At 50.1% G+C, this 19,740-nt stretch carries 21 protein-coding genes; 4 read left to right on the forward strand and 17 right to left on the reverse strand.

Going from position 1 to position 19,740, the window contains the following annotated elements; genetic code table 11:
* Positions 1 to 53: 53 nt before the first annotated feature.
* The 16 genes from IEY53_RS02995 to IEY53_RS03070 all read right to left on the reverse strand — a co-directional run bounded on the left by IEY53_RS02995 (position 54) and on the right by IEY53_RS03070 (position 16,076).
* Entirely contained in the window at positions 54 to 1,610 is a 1,557-nt protein-coding gene (locus tag IEY53_RS02995; RefSeq protein WP_189022109.1) for an ABC-F family ATP-binding cassette domain-containing protein, read from the reverse strand.
* Between the two features lie 160 nt (positions 1,611 to 1,770).
* The gene (locus IEY53_RS03000) at positions 1,771 to 3,258 is read right to left on the reverse strand and encodes a serine/threonine protein kinase (RefSeq protein ID WP_189022110.1); all 1,488 of its coding nucleotides are present in this window, start codon (positions 3,256 to 3,258) and stop codon (positions 1,771 to 1,773) included.
* 116 nt (positions 3,259 to 3,374) lie between these two features.
* Entirely contained in the window at positions 3,375 to 4,442 is a 1,068-nt protein-coding gene (locus IEY53_RS03005) for an SAM-dependent methyltransferase (RefSeq protein ID WP_189022111.1), read from the reverse strand.
* Positions 4,439 to 5,221 carry an ABC transporter ATP-binding protein gene (locus IEY53_RS03010; protein WP_189022221.1) on the reverse strand — a complete coding sequence of 261 codons (783 nt, stop codon included), beginning with the start codon at positions 5,219 to 5,221 and terminating at the stop codon, positions 4,439 to 4,441. The genes IEY53_RS03005 and IEY53_RS03010 overlap by 4 nt, the downstream gene beginning before the upstream one ends.
* Positions 5,221 to 5,544 (reverse strand): thioredoxin family protein, encoded by a 324-nt coding sequence (locus IEY53_RS03015; RefSeq protein ID WP_189022112.1) that lies wholly within the window; start codon positions 5,542 to 5,544, stop codon positions 5,221 to 5,223. Before IEY53_RS03015 ends, IEY53_RS03010 begins: the two co-directional genes overlap by 1 nt.
* The gene (locus IEY53_RS03020; protein ID WP_189022113.1) at positions 5,541 to 5,885 is read right to left on the reverse strand and encodes a cyclic-phosphate processing receiver domain-containing protein; all 345 of its coding nucleotides are present in this window, start codon (positions 5,883 to 5,885) and stop codon (positions 5,541 to 5,543) included. The genes IEY53_RS03015 and IEY53_RS03020 overlap by 4 nt, the downstream gene beginning before the upstream one ends.
* A gap of 2 nt (positions 5,886 to 5,887) precedes the next feature.
* The gene (locus tag IEY53_RS03025; protein WP_189022114.1) at positions 5,888 to 6,736 is read right to left on the reverse strand and encodes a deoxyribonuclease IV; all 849 of its coding nucleotides are present in this window, start codon (positions 6,734 to 6,736) and stop codon (positions 5,888 to 5,890) included.
* The gene (locus tag IEY53_RS03030) at positions 6,726 to 7,541 is read right to left on the reverse strand and encodes an Fpg/Nei family DNA glycosylase (protein WP_189022115.1); all 816 of its coding nucleotides are present in this window, start codon (positions 7,539 to 7,541) and stop codon (positions 6,726 to 6,728) included. The genes IEY53_RS03025 and IEY53_RS03030 overlap by 11 nt, the downstream gene beginning before the upstream one ends.
* 46 nt (positions 7,542 to 7,587) lie before the next feature.
* Positions 7,588 to 8,376: a TIGR01457 family HAD-type hydrolase gene (locus IEY53_RS03035; protein ID WP_189022116.1), complete on the reverse strand. Its 789-nt coding sequence runs from the start codon at positions 8,374 to 8,376 to the stop codon at positions 7,588 to 7,590.
* Between the two features lie 248 nt (positions 8,377 to 8,624).
* The gene (gene rnz, locus IEY53_RS03040) at positions 8,625 to 9,563 is read right to left on the reverse strand and encodes a ribonuclease Z (protein WP_189022117.1); all 939 of its coding nucleotides are present in this window, start codon (positions 9,561 to 9,563) and stop codon (positions 8,625 to 8,627) included.
* Between the two features lie 191 nt (positions 9,564 to 9,754).
* Complete coding sequence (gene metH / locus IEY53_RS03045; protein WP_373293786.1) at positions 9,755 to 13,132, reverse strand: methionine synthase; 3,378 nt, start codon at positions 13,130 to 13,132, stop codon at positions 9,755 to 9,757.
* Between the two features lie 178 nt (positions 13,133 to 13,310).
* Positions 13,311 to 13,730 carry a FixH family protein gene (locus tag IEY53_RS03050; RefSeq protein ID WP_189022119.1) on the reverse strand — a complete coding sequence of 140 codons (420 nt, stop codon included), beginning with the start codon at positions 13,728 to 13,730 and terminating at the stop codon, positions 13,311 to 13,313.
* A gap of 215 nt (positions 13,731 to 13,945) precedes the next feature.
* Positions 13,946 to 14,731 carry an HAD family hydrolase gene (locus tag IEY53_RS03055; protein ID WP_189022222.1) on the reverse strand — a complete coding sequence of 262 codons (786 nt, stop codon included), beginning with the start codon at positions 14,729 to 14,731 and terminating at the stop codon, positions 13,946 to 13,948.
* 37 nt (positions 14,732 to 14,768) lie between these two features.
* Positions 14,769 to 15,293, reverse strand: coding sequence for a hypothetical protein (locus IEY53_RS03060; RefSeq protein WP_189022120.1), 525 nt, complete (start codon positions 15,291 to 15,293; stop codon positions 14,769 to 14,771).
* Between the two features lie 47 nt (positions 15,294 to 15,340).
* Entirely contained in the window at positions 15,341 to 15,550 is a 210-nt protein-coding gene (locus tag IEY53_RS03065; RefSeq protein WP_189022121.1) for a DUF896 domain-containing protein, read from the reverse strand.
* 112 nt (positions 15,551 to 15,662) lie between these two features.
* Positions 15,663 to 16,076 carry a LysM peptidoglycan-binding domain-containing protein gene (locus IEY53_RS03070; RefSeq protein WP_189022122.1) on the reverse strand — a complete coding sequence of 138 codons (414 nt, stop codon included), beginning with the start codon at positions 16,074 to 16,076 and terminating at the stop codon, positions 15,663 to 15,665.
* Between the two features lie 264 nt (positions 16,077 to 16,340).
* On the opposite strand from IEY53_RS03070, the gene lexA reads away from it, so the two are divergent.
* The 3 genes from lexA to IEY53_RS03085 all read left to right on the forward strand — a co-directional run bounded on the left by lexA (position 16,341) and on the right by IEY53_RS03085 (position 17,989).
* On the forward strand, positions 16,341 to 16,967 hold the full coding sequence (gene lexA, locus IEY53_RS03075; RefSeq protein ID WP_189022123.1) for a transcriptional repressor LexA: 627 nt from the start codon (positions 16,341 to 16,343) through the stop codon (positions 16,965 to 16,967).
* A 137-nt stretch (positions 16,968 to 17,104) separates the two neighbouring features.
* A complete protein-coding gene (locus tag IEY53_RS03080) occupies positions 17,105 to 17,443 on the forward strand; it encodes a L,D-transpeptidase (protein ID WP_189022124.1) in 339 nt (112 codons plus the stop codon).
* A 165-nt stretch (positions 17,444 to 17,608) separates the two neighbouring features.
* Positions 17,609 to 17,989 carry a hypothetical protein gene (locus IEY53_RS03085; RefSeq protein WP_189022125.1) on the forward strand — a complete coding sequence of 127 codons (381 nt, stop codon included), beginning with the start codon at positions 17,609 to 17,611 and terminating at the stop codon, positions 17,987 to 17,989.
* Between the two features lie 377 nt (positions 17,990 to 18,366).
* Here IEY53_RS03085 and IEY53_RS03090 read toward each other — a convergent pair whose 3' ends face one another.
* On the reverse strand, positions 18,367 to 18,762 hold the full coding sequence (locus tag IEY53_RS03090; RefSeq protein WP_189022126.1) for a hypothetical protein: 396 nt from the start codon (positions 18,760 to 18,762) through the stop codon (positions 18,367 to 18,369).
* 222 nt (positions 18,763 to 18,984) lie between these two features.
* On the opposite strand from IEY53_RS03090, the gene IEY53_RS03095 reads away from it, so the two are divergent.
* Positions 18,985 to 19,710 (forward strand): SOS response-associated peptidase, encoded by a 726-nt coding sequence (locus IEY53_RS03095; RefSeq protein WP_189022127.1) that lies wholly within the window; start codon positions 18,985 to 18,987, stop codon positions 19,708 to 19,710.
* The last annotated feature ends 30 nt before the right edge of the window (positions 19,711 to 19,740 follow it).

A 19,740-nucleotide genomic window follows, 5' to 3' on the forward strand; every position in this document is an offset into this window, starting at 1 on the left:
GAAAAGCCGGGGATTGGCAGCCTAGCCGCTTTTCCCCGGACTTCTATATGCTTCTATACAGATGTGGTGGCGGACCATTGTTCTACATCCCAGGTTTTGGTCACCCAGTCTTCATAAAAGTCCGGTTCGTGGGATACGAGCAGGACAGTACCCTTGTATTCCTTCAATGCGCGTTTCAGCTCTGCCTTGGCGACTACATCAAGGTGATTCGTTGGCTCATCGAACAGAATCCAGTTGCTCTCGCGCATCATCAACTTGCACAGACGCACCTTGGCCTGTTCGCCCCCGCTCAGCATGTTGAGCGGACGGGTAATATGTTCGTTCTTAAGCCCGCAACGCGCCAGATGGGCACGCACTTCATGCTGGTTGAGACTGGAGAATTCATTCCACACATCGTCAATCGGCGTAATGTTCCCTGCTTTTACCTCCTGTTGGAAATAGGCGGGAGTGAGGTAGTCACCAAGATATGTCTTGCCGCTGATCGGCGGGATCACACCCAGGATCGTCTTGAGCAGGGTTGATTTGCCGACGCCGTTGCAGCCGACAATGGCGATTTTTTCGCCGCGTTCAATAATCATGTTCAGCTTCGGCAGCAGCGGGCGGTCATAGCCGATCTCAAAATCAATGCCTTCAAAGACCGTTTTGCCGCTGGCCCGGGTCTCCTTAAAGCTAAAGGTTGGTTTCATAGCCTCTTCAGGACGTTCAATCCGTTCCAGGCGATCCAGCTGCTTTTCCCGGCTTTTGGCCCGGCCCGAGGTTGAAGCACGCGCTTTGTTGCGCTGAATGAAGTCTTCTTGCTTCTTAATGAAATCCTGCTGTTTCTCATAGGCATCTATATGCTGGGCTTTATTCATATCAGCCATGTCAAGGAATCGCTCGTAATTCGCTGTGTATCGGGTCAGCTTGGCGAACTCCAGATGATAGACTACATTGACTACCTTGTTCATAAACTCCGTATCATGGGAGATCAGCATAAAGGCATAAGGATACTGCTTCAAATAGTTCGTCAGCCAATCAATATGCTCTACATCCAGATAGTTGGTAGGCTCATCCAGCAGCAGAACGTTAGGTTTCTCAAGCAGCAGCTTGGCCAGCAGAACCTTGGTCCGCTGCCCCCCGCTCAGTGAAGCAACATCACGGTCCAGGCCAATCGCCGACAGACCGAGTCCGTTGCCCATCTCCTCAACCTTCACGTCGATCAGATAAAAGCCGCCGATCTCCAGCTGCTCCTGAATTTCGCCCATTTGCTCCAATAAAATCTCCAGCTCTTCCGGGGAGGCTTCACCCATTTTATCGGTGATTCCGTACATTTCCTGCTCCAGTTCCAGCAGCGGCAAAAAAGCTTCCTTCAGCACATCGCGGACTGTCTTCCCTGGAATAAGCTTGGTATGCTGGTCCAGATAGCCATAACGGACACGCGGCGTCCATTCTACCTTCCCGCTGTCTTTGAGCAGCTTTCCCGTCAGAATATTCATAAGCGTCGATTTGCCGACACCGTTGGCGCCCACAAGTCCTACATGTTCTCCGGCGAGCAGCCGGAACGTTACATTCTTAAACAGCTGCCGGTCCCCAAAGTTATGGGAAACATCTTCTACAGTAAGTAAACTCATAAATTCTCTGCAAACTCCTATCTATAGTCAAAATCAATGATTTCTCTACATACATACAATGATCTATTGTAGCACAAATAGCCGCCACACTGAAACAGGTAATTCGCTGAGCTTGGCGAAAAATGCTGGACAAGGCTGCCTCACCCAGCTCCGGACTTGTTTATTTCCGAAAAAAACGCGCCGGTCTCCCCGGTACCTTCCCTCCCGTGGTGTCTTCCAGCAGAGCTTGCAGAGCTGCTGTCAGCTTACCCTTGTGCGCGAACGGATCACGCTGCAGCGGAAGCTCATACACCTGGCCCACACCAAGCACCTCCTGCAGCAGTATGGCTGCGGAAGACGAGGACAGCGGCAGACCCACCCGCCAGTGGCGCTGCGGCTGAATCGCTTGCCGGCGCAGCCAGACAAGCACTTCTTCCAAACGCCAATCCGCACCGGAGGCTATCAAAACCGGAGTATCACAATGGATAAAGGCCTCCAGCGCTCCTTCGTACCCTCCTGAACCAAGGTCCAGAACAACATAGCGGTAAGTCCCTTGCAGCAGTCCGGCCAATTCGCCGTTCTGCGGCCGTTTCCAATAATCGGCCCCCTCCCAGGTGACAGCTGCTTGTCCGTCTCTGCTATGTCTGGAGATTGGCTTGCCGCCCATCAGGTTGTCCAGACGGCTGTAGACCGGCGAATCCGGCGCATAATCTACCCAGGCGGTTGCCCCGCAGCGCGATAAATAGCGGCATACTGCCAAAGAGGTATGTGTCGTTCCCAAGCCCGGGGATACACCGAGCAGAGCTATTACGCTTGTACAGCTGCTTTTGTTCCGGCCATGGACAGGCTTCGCCGCAGCGGGTAATTCCTGAACAATCCGTTCCAGCGCCTGCAATACTTCGGAAGCATCTTGATATCGTTCCTCAGGCCGGTAACGGAGCAGCCGGCGGATGACAGGAATAAGCCCGTCGGGAATCCGTCCTTGGAGCCGGGACTCCATGCCTGTCTCCCAGCGGCTGCACATCCCGCCGGTTGCCATATACAGCATTAATGCCCCCAGCCCATACAGGTCGGCAGCAGGCTGGTTCTCTCCGCCGCCGTATTGTTCAGGTGCAGCAAAGCCGGCCGTACCCAGCTTAACGGTGTCTTTTTCCCCAATCCCGGTTCGCAGGCTGCGGGCAATGCCGAAGTCGATCAGCACCAGTTCCTGATTTCCGTCAAGCATGATGTTGGAGGGCTTCAAATCACAATATACAATCGGGGGATGTTGCCTGTGCAAATATTGCAGCACCTCCAGCAAATGACCGGCCAGCAGCAGAACTAGCGGGGCGGGCAGCGGACCTGCGTATTCCTTCATGAATTGGGTCAAAGTGATCCCCTCAATGTAATCCATGATCAAATAACAATACCCCTCATGATCCGGAGGGTAATAGTCCACAGCGCGGGGAATACGCGGATGCTGAAGACCGGTCAATAACTCTGCTTCCGCCTGGAGCACACCTTCTGCTTCTCCGGCAGCAAGGCTTTCCTTAACGGCCCAGTATTTGCCGGGAAGCCGCAGATCCTCAGCCAGATACACATGACTCATCCCGCCCGAACCGATGTGCCCTGCAATCCTGTAACGTTCACCGATAATTTGGCCCCTGCTTAACTTGGAATCAAATCCCATGTTCATTCCTCCTTATGTTTAGGCATAAAAAAAGAAAACCTCCCGGTGTTACGCTTCCAGTAAACCGGCAAATGCCGGAAGCGTAAAACAACGGGAGGCTTTCCCTGTATTTTGACTTAATACTTAATCATATAAAGTGTTATCTCATCCCTGTTATGGAACAGCTGCTTCGCCCGCTGAATCTGCATACGCTCGCCCTCAAACATGGCGATCAGCTCCTTAATCAAAGCCAGCGGCTTCTTGTGCATGAGCTTCACGGTAATAATGGCCGTTCCTCCGGGAGAAAGGCTGTGCAGCAGTCCTGTGACCAGCTTTGCCATCAGCTTCGGACTCCAGCTCATGTCACATACCAGCAGATCAAATTCGTTCTCGCGGAATTTGACTTCTCCTGCATTTTTGCGCAGGATCTTCAGGCCGGGGGCATTACGCAGCGATGGATGCATCAGCGCCGGATCAACAGCCGTAACTTTCAGGCCGCGCTCCAGTAAAAAGGAGGTCCAGCCCCCAGGCGAAGCACCAATATCGACCGCATTCTTGAAGCTGTAGAACGGAATATCAAATTCCTTCTCCGCCTCCATAAGTTTGAATTTGGCCCGGGAAATCTGTCCGTCTTCCTTGCGGAAGCGAATCGCACCGCCATTCCAGCTGGACAGGTTATGCTCAGGGCGTGAAACGCCCGCATACAGTGCATTCCCGTCGGCATATACCGAAATGACCCAAGCCGGGTCATGTACGGTAAATTCAGCACTCAGGCTCCCGAGGTGTTCCTGAAGCCACTCCCGCAGCTCTCCCGGGCTCTCCTGCCAGAAGGAGTCTCCGCTTTTGCGGACATGCAGGGACACTTTCAGACCTTCAAGCTCGCTCCTGCGGCTTAAATAGACAGCCAATCGCTCCAGCCCGGCCAGACTTCCTTCATCCTGGAACTCTATAGGCTGGATATGCCGCAGAAAAATCGGCAGCTGCTGCAAAAGCAGCCGGTTCACTTCCTCCGGCTTATGCTGAAGTGTGGCTATAAAGATCTCACCAGGCAGCAGCAAGGTACTTTTTACCGCGCCGAACAGTCGGCGCAGCTCCTCTTGGGCATAGGGTGCAAAACCATGATTAGCTGTGCATATATAACGTGAATGCACCTGCTCTTCCGGAGGCGCATTCCGCTCCTCCGCTTCTTCTATGAAATCATTCAAATTGATTTGCCTCCAGGTCTTATTTTAATCCAGGGACGACCGCTATCCCATTCTACCAGAGCGGGAATACCATAGGTAGCCAAAATCATCTCATTCGAAAGCACTTCAGCTTTCGGCCCGGAACCGGCCAGCTTGCCGTCACGGATCAAGGCAACATGGGAGAAAAGCGGCATGATTTCCTCAATGTGATGCGTAACGTACACGACCGTTACCTGGCGCTGTTTGAGCTTGTCGATTTCATCCAGCATTTTTTCACGTTCATACAGATCAAGACCGGCGCATGGCTCGTCCATAATGAGCAATTTAGGTTTTGCTATCAGGCAGCGGGCCAGCATGGCCTTTTTGCGTTCTCCCTGGGACAAGGTGCCGAACGAATGGAAAGCCAGGCTGCCCAGATTCATGTCTTCCAGAAGACGCAGCGCCTCTGCTTTCACTTCTTCGGGTATCTTCTGGTAGAAACGCAGGTATGCAAAGGCCCCCGTAGCCACCACTTCCCATACCGGATCGCTTAATGACAGCTTTTCCATCAGGGAGGGCCCGATATAACCGATTTCTTTACGGACTTCACGCAGGTCGCATTGTCCATATTTATAGCCCAGGACTTCTACTGACCCGCTGCTGGGAAACAAGTAGCCTGTCATCATTTCGAGAAGGGTCGTTTTGCCGGAGCCGTTGCGTCCCAGAATGACCCAGTTCTCGCCTTCCTTCACTTGAAGGGACACATCGTCCAGAATCAAGCTTTCTTCCCTGCGCAGGGTAAGATGCTGCAAGGATATCATCATGAGGTCACGCTCCTTATGTATTCCAGTATACGTTCAACTGAGCCGAGAGAATAATGGATAACCGGGGCAACATCGCGGGATCCCGGTACCACCATAAGAGCCGGTACACTGGAAATTCTGTACTTTGACACCACACCCGGCATCATGTTCACATTGGCAGCCACAACGGCAACAGTGAATGGCAATAAATGCTCGGCCACCTCCAGCATCCGCCTTGCTGCTTTGCAGGTACCGCAAAGCGGAGTGTAGACAAACACAACCAGCGGCTGCCCTGCCGTCTCCAATTCATTCAACAGTTCGGGTTCATTCAATTCCGTCATTCCGTCTGTTCACCCCGGGCGATCTCCTGCAGCTTCCCGCTGCTCATTGGACCATTATGAAGCACCACACCTGCCGGCACAGCGGCATATAAAGTCTCATACATTTCCTTGCGACCCCACGGGCTTGAGGTATGCAAATAAATCTCGCGGGGGTACAGCCCCTCGAGTACAATCCGCCTAGCAACTTCGCCGCCGGAATAATCCGCCGCACCCATATCATAATCGAGCGATAACACCCTCACTTCACAGTCACGGAGCAGCAGCAGACATTCCTCAGTGGTGCGGGCCAGGGTGAATCCGTGCGGCATGGCTCTATAGTCGTCCATATATACGTTAATCACGGTTAATCCTCCGTTCCATACCAGGACAGCACGGCAGCAATCTCCTGCCGGTGACTTCCGTCCGGGCCTTTCTCCGTTTCCATAACCACAGCGGCTTCACGTAGCTGCTTAGCGGTCAGCAGGTTTCTTAGCCCCTGTTCTCCGATAAGTCCGCGTCCGATCGGGGCATGTCTGTCCCTTCGCGAACCTAATGGGTACCTGGAGTCATTCAGATGCACGGCGGCCAACTGCGGCCAGTATCCCAAAACATCCCCCCGCCGCAGCAGATCATCTGTGTGTTCCGGGTCCCAGATTCCCGCGGCAAAGGCGTGGCAAGTATCCAGGCAGAAGCCGACCTTCTCCGGAAAATGGCAGAGTTCCCGTACCTTAACCAGCTCCTCCAGCGTTATTCCTTCACGCCCGTGGTTTCCTGCCTGGTTCTCAATCAGCAATTTGGCCTGTCCCTCCCAGGACTGCAGCGTCTCATTCATACATTGTATAATATTTTGATAGCCTTGTAACGGCTCAATTCCGCCAAAATGTCCAAAATGAACGACAATGCCCAGCGAGCCGCAAGCTTCAGCGATCTCCAGATCATTCAGCAGTGATGCTGCCATAACCTCTCTTGTGGCGCCAGCCGCCATATTGGTAGGGTAAGGTGTGTGTGCAATGGACACCAGCCGTTTCTCCCGGCAAAAAGAGGCGCAGGACTCCGCATCCCGGAGGTCCACAGGCTTGAGCTTCAGACTGCGCGGATTCTTCGGAAAATATTGAAAGCTGCCGGCACCGCTCTCCCAGGCGAACCGGGCTGCCTGCCCGTACCCGCCGCGAATGCTGACATGTGCTCCGATCTTGGGGCTGTTACTGCTCATGCTGGCAGTCCGGGCAATAGAACACTTTACGTCCGGACAGCTCGGTTCGGATAATCGTTCCCCCACCGCGTTGGCAAGGTTCGCCCTCCCGGTCATATACCATACATTGATCATTATAAGATCCGGTCACGGTATCTCCGGTCATAAACGGCATCTCCATGTAACCGCCAATTTCTGTTGCATCCGTAAGTACTTTACGGATACTTTCGTACAACCGGGCTACGGATTCGGGCGTCAAATGCTGGACCAATGCGGAAGGCAGCAGTCTGGCTTCAAAAGCAATCTCATCCGCGTAGCAGTTGCCAATTCCGGCTATAACCTGCTGATTGACCAGTAAGCTCTTAAGAGCTCCGCGGCGGCCCTTCAGCAGGCCTGCGAACCGCTCCGGCGTCATCCGGCGGTCCAGAAGTTCAGGCCCCAGCTTACCCATTGCCGCTTCACTTTCCTTGACCGAAAGTAAATGCAAGTAGCCGAGCCGCAGCCCCATAAAGTAAAGAATATTCTCGCCAAAGCTGATTTCCACCTGTGTTGAACGCTCCGGACGCTCCGCTTCCGTTCCGTAAAAGAGCAGCCCTCCCAGCATCAAATGCAGCAGCAGTCTGCGGCCGTCCTGTAGGTGGAACAGCAGGTGTTTGGCCCGGCGCTCCACAAATACAATGCGGGCTCCAATCAAAGCTGCGGCAAAGGCCTCCGTTTCCATATTGATGGATTTCTCCCGATTTACGGTGACTCCCGTAATCGGCATATTTATAAGCTGCTGGCTGAGCAGCCTGCGGTAATTCTCCATTTCCGGCAATTCCGGCATAGTTACATCGTCCCCTCTAAGTTGGTGAAGTTTTACACCCTAGACATTATACACCGAGCATGGCCTTAAGTTCAGCTAAATCGGCACAAATATAATCCGGCGAAATTCCGGTGATGCTTTTGTAGTGATCCAAATTCTTTTCCGTGGTCAGTCCCGTAAGCACCAGCAATGTCCGGCAGCCCGCATTCACTCCTGCCGCAATATCCGTCCTCATGTTATCGCCGACCACAACAGCTTCTGCGGAGGATATTCCAAGCAGCGAAGTGGCGTAATTGATTAAATGCGACTCGGGTTTGCCAATGACAACCGGAGCCGTTCCGCTCGCCGCTTCGATTGCCGCACCAAGGGTTCCTGCTCCCGGCATGACCCCGTCATCGGAAGGCAGCATCAGATCCGGATTTGTCAGCACAAACTTGGCTCCGCCAAGAATCCAGCGAGAAGCCTTGGCCAGGGAATCGTATGTAAAAGAACGGTCTATCCCCTGCACTACATATTCCGGTGTTTCGGTTACGATATTCAGGCCTGCATCCTCACAAGCCTTGTAGAGCCCTTCTTCACCAAGTATCGCCACTCTGGCCCCCGGTGATTCCCCGGCAATATAACGTGCAGCGGCCAGCGATGAAGTGCATACTTCCTCTGCCTTGGCCTCTATGCCCATACCGCGTAAATGGACAGCCACATTCTCGGCGGTACGCGAAGAATTATTGGTGACGAACAGGAATGGAATCTCCGCTCTCCGCAGTCCTTCTATAAGCTGATCCGCTCCCGGGATCATCCGGTGCCCATGATATAATGTTCCGTCCAGATCAATCAGTATACCTTTGATATTATCCATTATTCCTCCTTGAACCGCACCACAATATAATTAATGACATAAATAATAAACCCATTTAACCATTATCCCGCTAATGCTACTTCCTTGATCCCGCCTGAATAAACAGTGCAATAACTACCGGAGAAAAGCTGGGATTCGGCAATTTTTACTTAAAATTTAACATAGCCCGTCGAACGGCATCGAACGGCTGTTTATAGCCGTCTTTTTTTGCACCAGCCTGTCATTTCCTGCGCTTTCCCGAGAAATAATTATTTCCTCGCCACTCTCCGGTGTACCGCAAAGGTACAGAATTCCTCTGCCAGTTGCGTGTCTGCAAAGATAGATTTCGCTTCCTCCAGCAGAGGAATCAGTTCTTCTTGAGAAGTGTATCTGGAACTGAAGTGGGTCAGCAAAAGCTGACGGGCCCCGGCCTCACCCGCCAGTTCAGCCGCCTGGCGGGCGGTACTGTGATGATATTGATAGGCCATAGCCTCAAGTTCATGGCCAAAGGTCGCCTCATGAATAACCAGATCGGCCCCCGAAGCTAGTGGCAGCGAACCTGCACAGGGTCTAGTATCTCCAAGAACAGTGACTATACGCCCCTGCTTCGGCTCACTGACAACCTCGGAGGCCTGAATGAGAACTCCGTCTTCCGTGGTGACATTCTCCCCTTTTTTCAGCTTCCCATAGAGGGGTCCCGGCTTCAGGCCATAACTGCGCAGCAGGTCCGTATTCAGACTGCCGGGGCTATCCTTCTCTGTTACCCTGTAGCCATAGCTGTCGATGCGGTGCTCAAGCAGGCCAGCCTCCACCTTAAATGTCTCATCTTCAAAAACAAGACCTCCGGTATGTTCAACTACTTCAAGGGTGTAGGGAATTCGCGACTGGCTGACAGACAACGAAATATCCAGATAAGCCTTCAGCCCGGGCGGTCCGTACACCGTAAGCGGAGCGGTTCCGCCTTGGTAACCCCGGCTGGATATCAGGCCCGGCAAACCAAATAAATGATCTCCATGCAGATGGGTGACAAACACTTTCTCAAGCTTGCCCAAGCGAAGCGGTGACCGGAGAATCTGATGTTGTGTGCCCTCCCCGCAATCGAACATCCAGAAGCTGCGCCGTTCTTCAAGCAGCCGCAAAGCAACGGACGTAACATTGCGCTGCAAGGTAGGCACACCGGCATTGGTTCCCAAAAAATAGACTTCCACAGCTGTCCCTCCTTTCTTCTCTTTTCACTCTTCTCTGACTACAATTCATAAATATCGCTCGAAGCAGGAGATTTGTATATACAATAGTTTATACTTCCATGGTTTTTCAGCAAAAAACCTCCCGAATCCGGGAGGTTCCTCTGAAAGGGGTGCTGCTACCCCCTCAGGGCCTGGTATAGACAATGGAGAGATTACAGCTTCTCCACGTTAAAATACTGCGCTTCGGGATGGGCGAACACCATCGCCGAGACGGAAGCCTCCGGCTCCATCATAAACCCTTCGGTCAGGTGAATGCCAATATCCTCCGGGGACATCAGCTTGAACAGAGGCCCCTGGTCCTCCAGATCCGGGCAGGCCGGGTAACCGAAGGATACGCGGATCCCCTGATAACGTGCCCCATGTCTTTGCTTCATGGTCATATCCGCCGGATCAGGGAACCCCCAGGTATCCCGCATCATATGGTGAACACGCTCTGCCAATCCCTCCGCTACTTCAAGCGCAACCGCCTGCAGTGCGTGGGAGCGTAAGTAGTCGCCTTTCTCTTTCAGCTCTGTAGACAACTCACGGACACCGTGCCCTGCTGTTACTACGAGGAACCCTACATAATCCATCACTCCGCTGTCAACCGGCTTCAGAAAATCGGCCAGGCACAGGAAAGGTTCGACGGCTTGGCGCGGGAACGTAAAGGTATGCAGGACCTTGCCCACATCCTGCGGGTCATAGATCAGAATATCGTTTCCGCTGGACTGTGCCGGGAAGAAGCGGTACATCGCATGGGGGACAATCGTCCCTTCCATCATCGCATGATGAAGAATATCATCCACGGTCTCCTTCAACTCTACAGTACGCTTGTCCTTGGCGGCAAGCAGAGCCTCAACCGAACCCTTCAGCCCGAGGTGATGACCAAGCAGCATTTGCATGTTCACATAAGGGATGATGTGTCCCAAAGGATAACTCCGCAGCACATGGCGATCCGTATCTGGCGGGGTAAACACAGGCGCATCGGGAGAAATGTTCGAGCGGACGGCTCTTGTCAGCGTCGGCAGCTCGGTCTTTGGAGCAACGGCAACCGCCGCCTCCGCTTCCATGCGGACCTCTTCTTCTATTTTAACCCGTTCCAGCGGATTCATCAGCCGGTTCGCAATATCCAGTCCATCCATCGCATCCTTGGCATACAGAACCAAGCCGTCGTATTCGGGACGAATCCGCGTCTTCGTAAACTTCCGCGTCAAAGCCGCTCCGCCGACCATAATCGGCACATCGATTCCCGCTGTCCGCAAATCCTGCGCCGTCAGCACCATCTGCTGAGCCGATTTTACAAGCAGGCCGGACAAACCAATCGCATCGGCTTTTTCCTTCCGGAAGGCTTCGATAATGTTCTCAGGCGGGACCTTTATCCCCAAATTGATAATCTGGTACCCATTGTTGGAGAGAATGATCTCCACCAGGTTTTTGCCGATATCATGCACATCCCCTTTAACGGTTGCGAGCATGATTTTGCCCTTGACGGAGGTTTCATCCTTTTTCATAAACTGCTCCAGATGTCCTACAGAGGCCTTCATCACCTCAGCGCTTTGCAGCACCTCTGCAACAATAAGCTCATTGTTATTAAACAGTCGGCCGACTTCGGACATCCCCGCCATCAGCGGACCATTGATAATCTCCAGCGGACCGGATTTGGTCAAAGCCTCGTCAAGATCAGGGATCAGCCCTTCCTTCGTCCCTTCCACCACATACGAGGCAAGACGCTCGTCCAACGAAAGGTTGGAGATCTTCTCTTTTTTCTCCACTTTCTTTCCACGGAAGGCAGCCACAAAAGCAGATAAAGTATCGTCATTCGTATTATAAATCAGTTGTTCGGCCAGATGGCGGTCTTCCTCCGAAATGGAGGCATAACGCTCCACTTTCTCCGTATTGACGATAGCATAATCCAGACCGGCTTTGGTGCACTCGTAAAGGAAAACAGAGTTAAGTACCTCACGGCCCGCTTCCGGCAGCCCGAATGAGACATTACTGATGCCCAGAATGGTGTGTACAGCAGGCAGTGCTTCCTTAATCATCCGAATTCCATCAATGGTTTCTTTGGCCGAACCAATGTACTGTTCATCCCCTGTCCCTACTGGGAACACCAGCGTATCAAAAATAAGATCCTCAGGGGCAAGGCCATATTTGTTCACCAGCAAATCGTAAGAGCGTTTCGCAACCTCCAGCTTGTCAATGGCTTTGATGGCTTGTCCTGTCTCATCAATAGTTCCTACCACTATAGCAGCACCATATTTATGAATGAGCGGAGTAACAAGCTCGAATTTCTCTTCACCATCTTCAAGGTTAATGGAGTTAATAATCGCTTTGCCTTGGCAATATTGCAGAGCCAGGTCTATTACCTTCGGATCTGTGGTATCAATCATCAATGGAACTTTAACCTTCTTAACAACCAATTCCAAGAATTCCTTGATATCTTCACTCTCGTCGCGATCGGGGTCTTGTACGCAAACATCGATTACCTGGGCTCCACTCTTCACCTGGGCTCTGGCAATTTCCGAAGCTTCCTCGTATTTCCCTTCGACAATCAGCCGTTTGAACTTCCGCGAACCCAGCACATTTGTACGCTCGCCCACCATGTAAGGACGGTTATCACTTTCCACGTAAATGGGTTCAATCCCCGATAATGCCGGTGGATGTGTCCCTGCCAGCGGACGGGGCGGATATTGGGCTAAGGCTTCAGCCATGGCACGAATATGCTCCGGCGTCGTCCCGCAGCAGCCTCCGGCAATATTCAGCCAACCTTTCTCGGCAAAGGCGGCAATCTTGCGGGCCAGCGAATCGGGAGATTCATGATAATTCCCATTCTCATCCGGCAGACCAGCGTTCGGATAGCAGCTCACCGCCGACGAGGATATGGCCGCAAGGGACCGGATATGGTCACGCATGAACTCCGGACCGGTCGCACAGTTCAGCCCCATCGAAATGGGCTTTAAATGCTCCAGCGAAATATAAAAAGCTTCAATATTCTGACCCGCCAGCGTAGTCCCCATCGGTTCAATGGTTCCCGAGATCATCACGGGCAGCGTAATTCCTGTCTTTTCAAAAGCATTATGGATGCCGATACTTCCGGCTTTTACATTCAGGGTATCTTGAGAAGTCTCCAGCAGCAGTGCATCCACTTTACCGTCAATCAAAGCGACTGCCTGCTCCTCGTAGCTGTCCACAAGCTCCTGAAAAGTTACCCCACCGGTAACGGACAAGGTCTTGGTCGTTGGTCCCATAGCCCCGACAACGTAACGCGGATGGTCCGGCGTATCGTATTTATCCACCGCATTCCGGGCCAGCTGCGCAGCCACCAGATTGATCTCGCGGGCCCGCTCCGGAATATCATATTCCGCAAGAACCACCGAGGTTGCCCCAAACGTATTTGTCTCAATGAGATCAGCGCCCGCTTCCAGGTACTGCTCATGTATGGTTTGAATAACTTCCGGCCGGGTGAGCACCAGCATTTCATTACAGCCGTCCAGCTCTTCCCCACCAAAATCCTTACCGGTAAGCGGCACCTGTTGAATCATCGTGCCCATTGCTCCATCAAGTATCAAAATGCGTTGCTGCAAGCTTTCTGCAAGTGTGTATTTGGCCAATGTGAAATCCCCCCAGTAAAACATTAGAGTAAGTTTAGCAGAATAAAGGGAATTCGGAAAGCCTTCCTTTCCACCCTGCATGATAAGTATTCCATAATGCGGTATAACGGCCTATGAACTAAGGCAGCACTGTAAGCTCTTTGCTGGGCATAGAATGCTGGGTGCGAGCGCTCACATGGGAAGTGACTTTATATTCGCCTTCATTCTTTAGTGTAACCTCAGCCTCATAAATTCCATCCCCAACAGACTCTCCTGCAATTTCAAGCTTCTGTGCTTCATCATTTGTGTTCACAATTTCAAACAGAACTTCTTTGGCATCTTCCACCGCCTGATCCTCTTGCGTCACTTTCGCTACAAAAGTCACCGGTTCGTTCACAGAGACCTCGTCTGGAGTCCAGCTCAATTCCACTTTAATGGGCTCCATGGAAATATTGGCAGCGTTCATATGACCCGATTCATGGTTGGAGGATGAGCATCCTCCCACTAGGGCTGCTAGGATTATGGATACGAATGAGAGCATTTTTCTTGGGTTATTCATTAATAGACCTCCCGGCACCGGAATACGGCACAATATTAACATCCGACGTAAAGCACATCCCTTCCATTATACACATAATACTCAATTTTTCACTGAATTACATCCCATTACGACCACACTTCCGTGATTCTTATCACATACATCATTCAACCGTTATTAAAAAACTAGCCAGTCCCCAGGAATTTGGAGAAAGGCTAGTTCTGTTTAGACTTTTATTACAAGGTTTCTATCAAAGGGAGAAGTTCTGCAAGATCCTGGATTTCGTAATGGGGTTGTATCGCCGGGTCTGCTTCTTTGCCTGTACGATTAATCCAGACAGTCGTCAGACCTGCAGCCAATCCCCCCCGGATATCTGTGGTAAGCTTGTCCCCGACCATTATCCCTTGTTCAGGAGCAATATCCAGCAGTTCAAGAGCGTGCAGGAATATTTCCTTGTCCGGCTTCCCTTTGCCGAAGCTGCCCGAAATGACCACATGATCGAAGTATGGAACCAATTCCGGCACACCGTCCAATTTCTCCTGCTGCAGGGCAGGACAGCCGTTGGTAAGCAGCAGCAGCTTCACTTTCCCCTGCAATTGATCCAGTATCCGCAAGGTTTCTTCATATATATATGGACGGCTGCGGCGTTCGGCGGCAAATTTGGCAGCCAGCGTCTCAGCCAAAACCTCGTCAGTCACTCCCAGCGACTTCAGGCCTCTGCTCCAGGATTCCTGGCGGTAGACGGGAGCAAGCTGCTCCATCATACGGAATTCCGGCTGTTCTCCGGCATTAAAATTCCCCCAGAGTGCTTCAAAAGGATTGATACCTATCATTTGAGTAAACGGAAAGGTCTCATACGATTCGTATAACCCTCTGGCTTCCCTGCGGACAGCCTCTTCCAGTTCCTTAGGGTCAATGGAATCCCCCGCCGCTTCACAAGCAAACCGGAATGCTTCTTCTATACTGCGTTCATCCCAGAGCAGGGTGTCATCAAGATCAAATAATACGGCGGTAATCGGCATTCTCGTTTCTCCCTCTTCCATATAGTCGATTAATGTACTACCCGTGTTCCACTTCAATGTGATTCAGCTTTGCAAATTCCTCCAAACGTTTCCCCATCAACGCCGTGTCATACCGGTTAATGAATCTGGAGAACATCCAGGTGGAACGTTTGCCTTTGTATTTGATCGTCACAGAGGCGCGCGAAAGGAAGATCTTCTCAATCTGATCTGCGGGCAATAAACGCTCACGGTTGAATTTGGTCGTTGATAACCGCGCCCGCTCAACCTTCAAGTAAGGACGACGGAAAAACAGCAGAGCCGCCAGCAGGAAATACAGCACAATCCCCAGCCAGTTCATCAGCCCACCGCTGCCCTCCGTAGTATCAATTGTACCTACCAGCCAATACAATACACCAAGCAAAACCAAGACTATCGGCAGTACGATATTTCGGCCTTTAAATACATCACTTTCCTTGGCTGTCGACGTCGTCGAAGCATAGATTGACGACTTGCCTTGTTTCTTTCGTTGCTTGTTAATCTGCTGCGTATTGCGTTGAACCATTCTTTCCCAAGAACGGGCCATGTCAGTTCCCCCTAGTCATACTGAAATATCTATAAACAGGAACAGGGTTAATGCTTCAGACCCTTGTCGCCTTGTCCATCAGTCTCATCATCCACTATTTCAATTGTATCCAGTTGCGCACGGAAATTGGTGCGGATATTATTCAGATAAATCTCACGCAGCTTGGCGCGCTCCGCGAGCTCTTCTTCATTCAGTCCGCCGTTCTTCTGTTTGCGTGCCAATTCGTTGATTCGCCCAACCAATTCATCTATATTCAATTCGTTTCCCTCCCTAATAAATTCATTCTAACTTTGCCATGAGAAAAAGAGCTTGTCAAGGTCTACTCCCTGCAAGCTCTTCCTATTAATTGTATGGACTGTGCATTATGAATTAATACGTGGGTAAAGTAAGTACATCTCCGGCACGAATGCCGCTATCATCCAAACCATTGGATTGTTTAATTCCTTCTATATATACAACCGTCTTCATATCAGCCGGTTTATTCTGTTGTGCGATACTCCAAAGAGTGTCTCCGCGTTCCACTACAATCCGTTGCTCTTGTTTCATTGAAGATACCGTCCCTGCGAACACATTGCCTACGATAGTAAAACAGGATATAACGAGCATAAACACCAAAGCGAACTTCATAAGCAAATCTTGCCGGAGCAAGCCCGTCAATACGTTCACCAGTCGATCACCCAAAACCTGCAACTTCAAACTATTCCCCCAAACAGACCGGCGCTGGTCTGTAGAATTCATCTCTGTGTTGTTCTCATAAATACTGCGGTATGTACTATATCTCATCATGGCTCTCATCCTCCAAACATTTGTTCTTACCTGCAAAAACAATATAACACGAACATGTGTTTGAATCAATACTATTTCAGAACAATTGTTCCCCTTTATTTTTCTCCTTATAATCCAAGCATATTTAAGCCTTATGCTCATAAAATGTTTCGTTTTAGTTAACTTTTCTAATTTCCCGGTATAGAGTTAGAACTTATGTTTGTGCGAACGGCAGTTCTATGTTATAATTTTCCCAAACATTACTATATGGGGTTGATTCCGATGTCAAAGATTTCGAGTCGCCAACTGGCGATCCTGGAATTTATACGTAACGAAGTCCGCAGCAAGGGTTATCCTCCTTCCGTCCGGGAAATTGGCGAAGCCGTCGGGCTTGCCTCCAGTTCTACTGTGCATGGTCATCTGGACCGTCTTGAGAAGAAAGGTCTGATTCGCCGTGATCCTACCAAACCTCGCGCAATCGAGCTGCTTGGCCAGGAGGATTCGGAGAATGTGCATCAGTTCGCTCATACCGTTACACGTGTCCCGGTCGTGGGTAAGGTTACGGCAGGAGTACCAATCACTGCTACAGAGAATATTGAAGATTACTTCCCGCTCCCTACCCACTATATTGGTGACAATAAGGTGTTTATGTTATCCGTTCTGGGGGATAGCATGGTGGAAGCAGGCATTATGAACGGAGACTATGTAATCGTCCGTCAACAGCAGACTGCCGATAACGGTGATATCGTTGTCGCTATGACCGAAGAAGACGAAGCTACGGTGAAGACCTTTTATAAGGAACGTGACCATATACGTCTTCAACCCGAGAATCCAGCCTACGAACCCCTGCGTCTTAACCGCGTAACCATTTTAGGCAGAGTTATTGGTCTATTCCGCGATATTCACTAAGCCTCAGCACTCCTATACCTAAAGGCAGTTACGCATCCCCGCGGAACTGCCTTTATTTTATTCCCCTTTATCTCAAACTCAGTTTAACGGCTAACACCTCCTTTACATATCTTATGAATAAAGGAGCGCTGATAAATATGCCAAATTACCGTATTATCGTTGACCTGTCGCAACGGATGTTATATTTACTGGACAATAATATAGTGGTCAGAGGATTTCCGGTAGGGATTGGCAAGATGCTGACCCAGTCCCCGCAAGGCGAATACACGATAATCAATAAACAGGCCAATCCGGGTGGACCTTACGGTGCCTTCTGGATGGGCCTCTCCAAACCCCATTATGGCATTCATGGAACCAACGATCCTTCTTCGATTGGCAAGGAAGTCTCCCAAGGGTGTATCCGTATGTTCAATCAGGATGTATTAACACTCTCCTCACTGATCCCCGTTGGAACAAGGGTAACGATTAGGGAATAACACATACACCTCCCTGGCATCTTCAGACCAGCGGAGGTGTTTTGTATATTCTATGAACAGCAACCTGGTAAACAACGAAAAAAATTAGGCAGATGCATAGGATTCTTGAAGTTATATGTCGAATATTGTTATTTGGAACAACAATTTTGAAAGGAAGTGCTAGGATTGAATAATTCAAAGATAAGAAGCCAGGTTGATTTTAGAGTGGATGCGGTGGCCAAGCTTTCAGGACTTTTACTGAACAATGAACAGGTAAGTGAAAAAAGAGTCAATCTGCTCACTACCTTCGGCAATATCCAGGGCAATGTGACGCCTCCGAACAACAGCAAGGATGATGTTTTTAATCTGAAATCTTTAATGGATGATGTCATCGTTGATGAATACATATCTTATCTTGGCGCCGAACACCCGGAGAAGAATTTCCACTATAACTTCATTGTGCTGGATGATGTGGTCGTGACCCCTTTTGCCAACCCCATGGCTGCAACGGAATACAAGCAGCTAATCGTGTATGCCGACCAGATCGTTGCCTTTAACTTCCTTTAATATTCTCTTTAGTCACTAACTCAACTGTTCGCACAAAAAAAGCTATAACATGCGTTCTGGGCATGTTATAGCTTTAATCATTCTAAGAAGTATTACAATATTGTAAATAAGTATTAGCGTACGCTAATTGTGTTTAATAATAAGGGAAACCAGCACTCGAAAGTACTTAAAGAAAGAGGCTCCGTATGTTAAAAAATGAAATTCAAAAGGTAATTGCACGCAATACGCTTCTTAAAGTCCATTTGATTAGCGGCGAAACCTATACTGGAGTCTGTGAATTGAAGGGGATTTCGGATTCCCTTTATATAAACACGGGCCAGAATTGTATTAAGGTGCCCTTTTGGACAATCAAACGAATTAAAGTTATGTAAGAACGGCTATTCAGCCAAAGCTTGAATAATAAGGAAACGCTGCAGATCAATTTCTTTTTTGAGGATACCGAACACTTCCTCAAGTGTTGGCACGAACACCAGATCCTGTTGATAAAGATAACCCAAAGCCACATGGTAACTTTCATCAAAGGTTTTGAGATATGGACTCTCCTTTTGTTCCAACGTCAAGCGTCCTTGCGCAGCTAACTCTACATATTCCTTACACAGCTTGTATTGTATCTCAGCCCCAGCCGAACTTAAAGGCCTCCAAGAATAAGCACCTCCCTCTACAACTGCAGTGGACCCCTCAAAAAAATCCAAAGCCGACTGACCCGTTATAAAGGTCTTGATCTTTTCTTCCAATTCCAAATAAAACTGTACAAGGGTCATCACACTTTCCACCTACACACCTCCCTAACTAAACTAAATGAAGAGGTATTCCCATCTTGCGCGATGTAAAGTGCCCCTGAATCATTTACTAAACTCTAACACTATGCATATCTCTCACTTAAGCAAGCATACTTACCTAATTGTACCATTCAGAGCCTTACATTGTGAACTTATTAATTTTCGAATTTTGGAGTACACTGATATTCATCAAGGGGTGATGGAGGAATTCAGAACATGTGCGGCAGATATACTCTAACAGTAACCATGGAAGAATTAATGCTGAGATACTTAGTCCAGGATGCCACCATTATCCACTATGCCCCCAATTATAATGTCGCTCCAATGCAAAATATTCCCGCTGTCATCGGCAGCAGCTCCGGGAATCGTTTAGGAGAACTTCGCTGGGGTTTGGTCCCCGCATGGTCCAAAGACCCCCTTTGCGGCAGCAGGATGATTAATCTGCGGGCAGAGACTGTAGCTGCCAAACCCTCCTTTCAGCATTTGCTCAGTTCCCGCCGCTGTATTATTCCGGTTGACGGATTCTATGAATGGTGCAAATCAGGCTCCGTCAAACAGCCCATGCGAATTGTGATGCAGGATAACAGTATATTCTCTTTGGCAGGAATATATGACACTTGGGTCGATTCCCAAGGTTCGAAACTAAACACCTGCAGTATTATCACCACTGAAGCGAGCCATCTGCTTGCGCCTATCCATCACCGTATGCCGGTTATTCTGGACAGGGATACAGAGGTGCAATGGCTGGACCGCAGTCAGCGTGATCCCGCGGCCCTTGTAAGACTTCTCAGACCTTATCCGGCGGAGCCCATGAGAGCTTATGCTGTCTCCCGCGCTGTCGGGAATGTGCGGAATAATTCAAAGGAGCTGCTGGAACCTTATCAACAACAACAACAAAAACCACCAGCCGAAGCCAGTGGGCACATCCGCAAACCTCTATGACATTAGTTTTATACAATTTACCCTCTGATA

Origin of the sequence: Paenibacillus albidus (assembly GCF_014644435.1) — a bacterium.
Taxonomy (GTDB): domain Bacteria; phylum Bacillota; class Bacilli; order Paenibacillales; family Paenibacillaceae; genus Paenibacillus_AQ; species Paenibacillus_AQ albidus.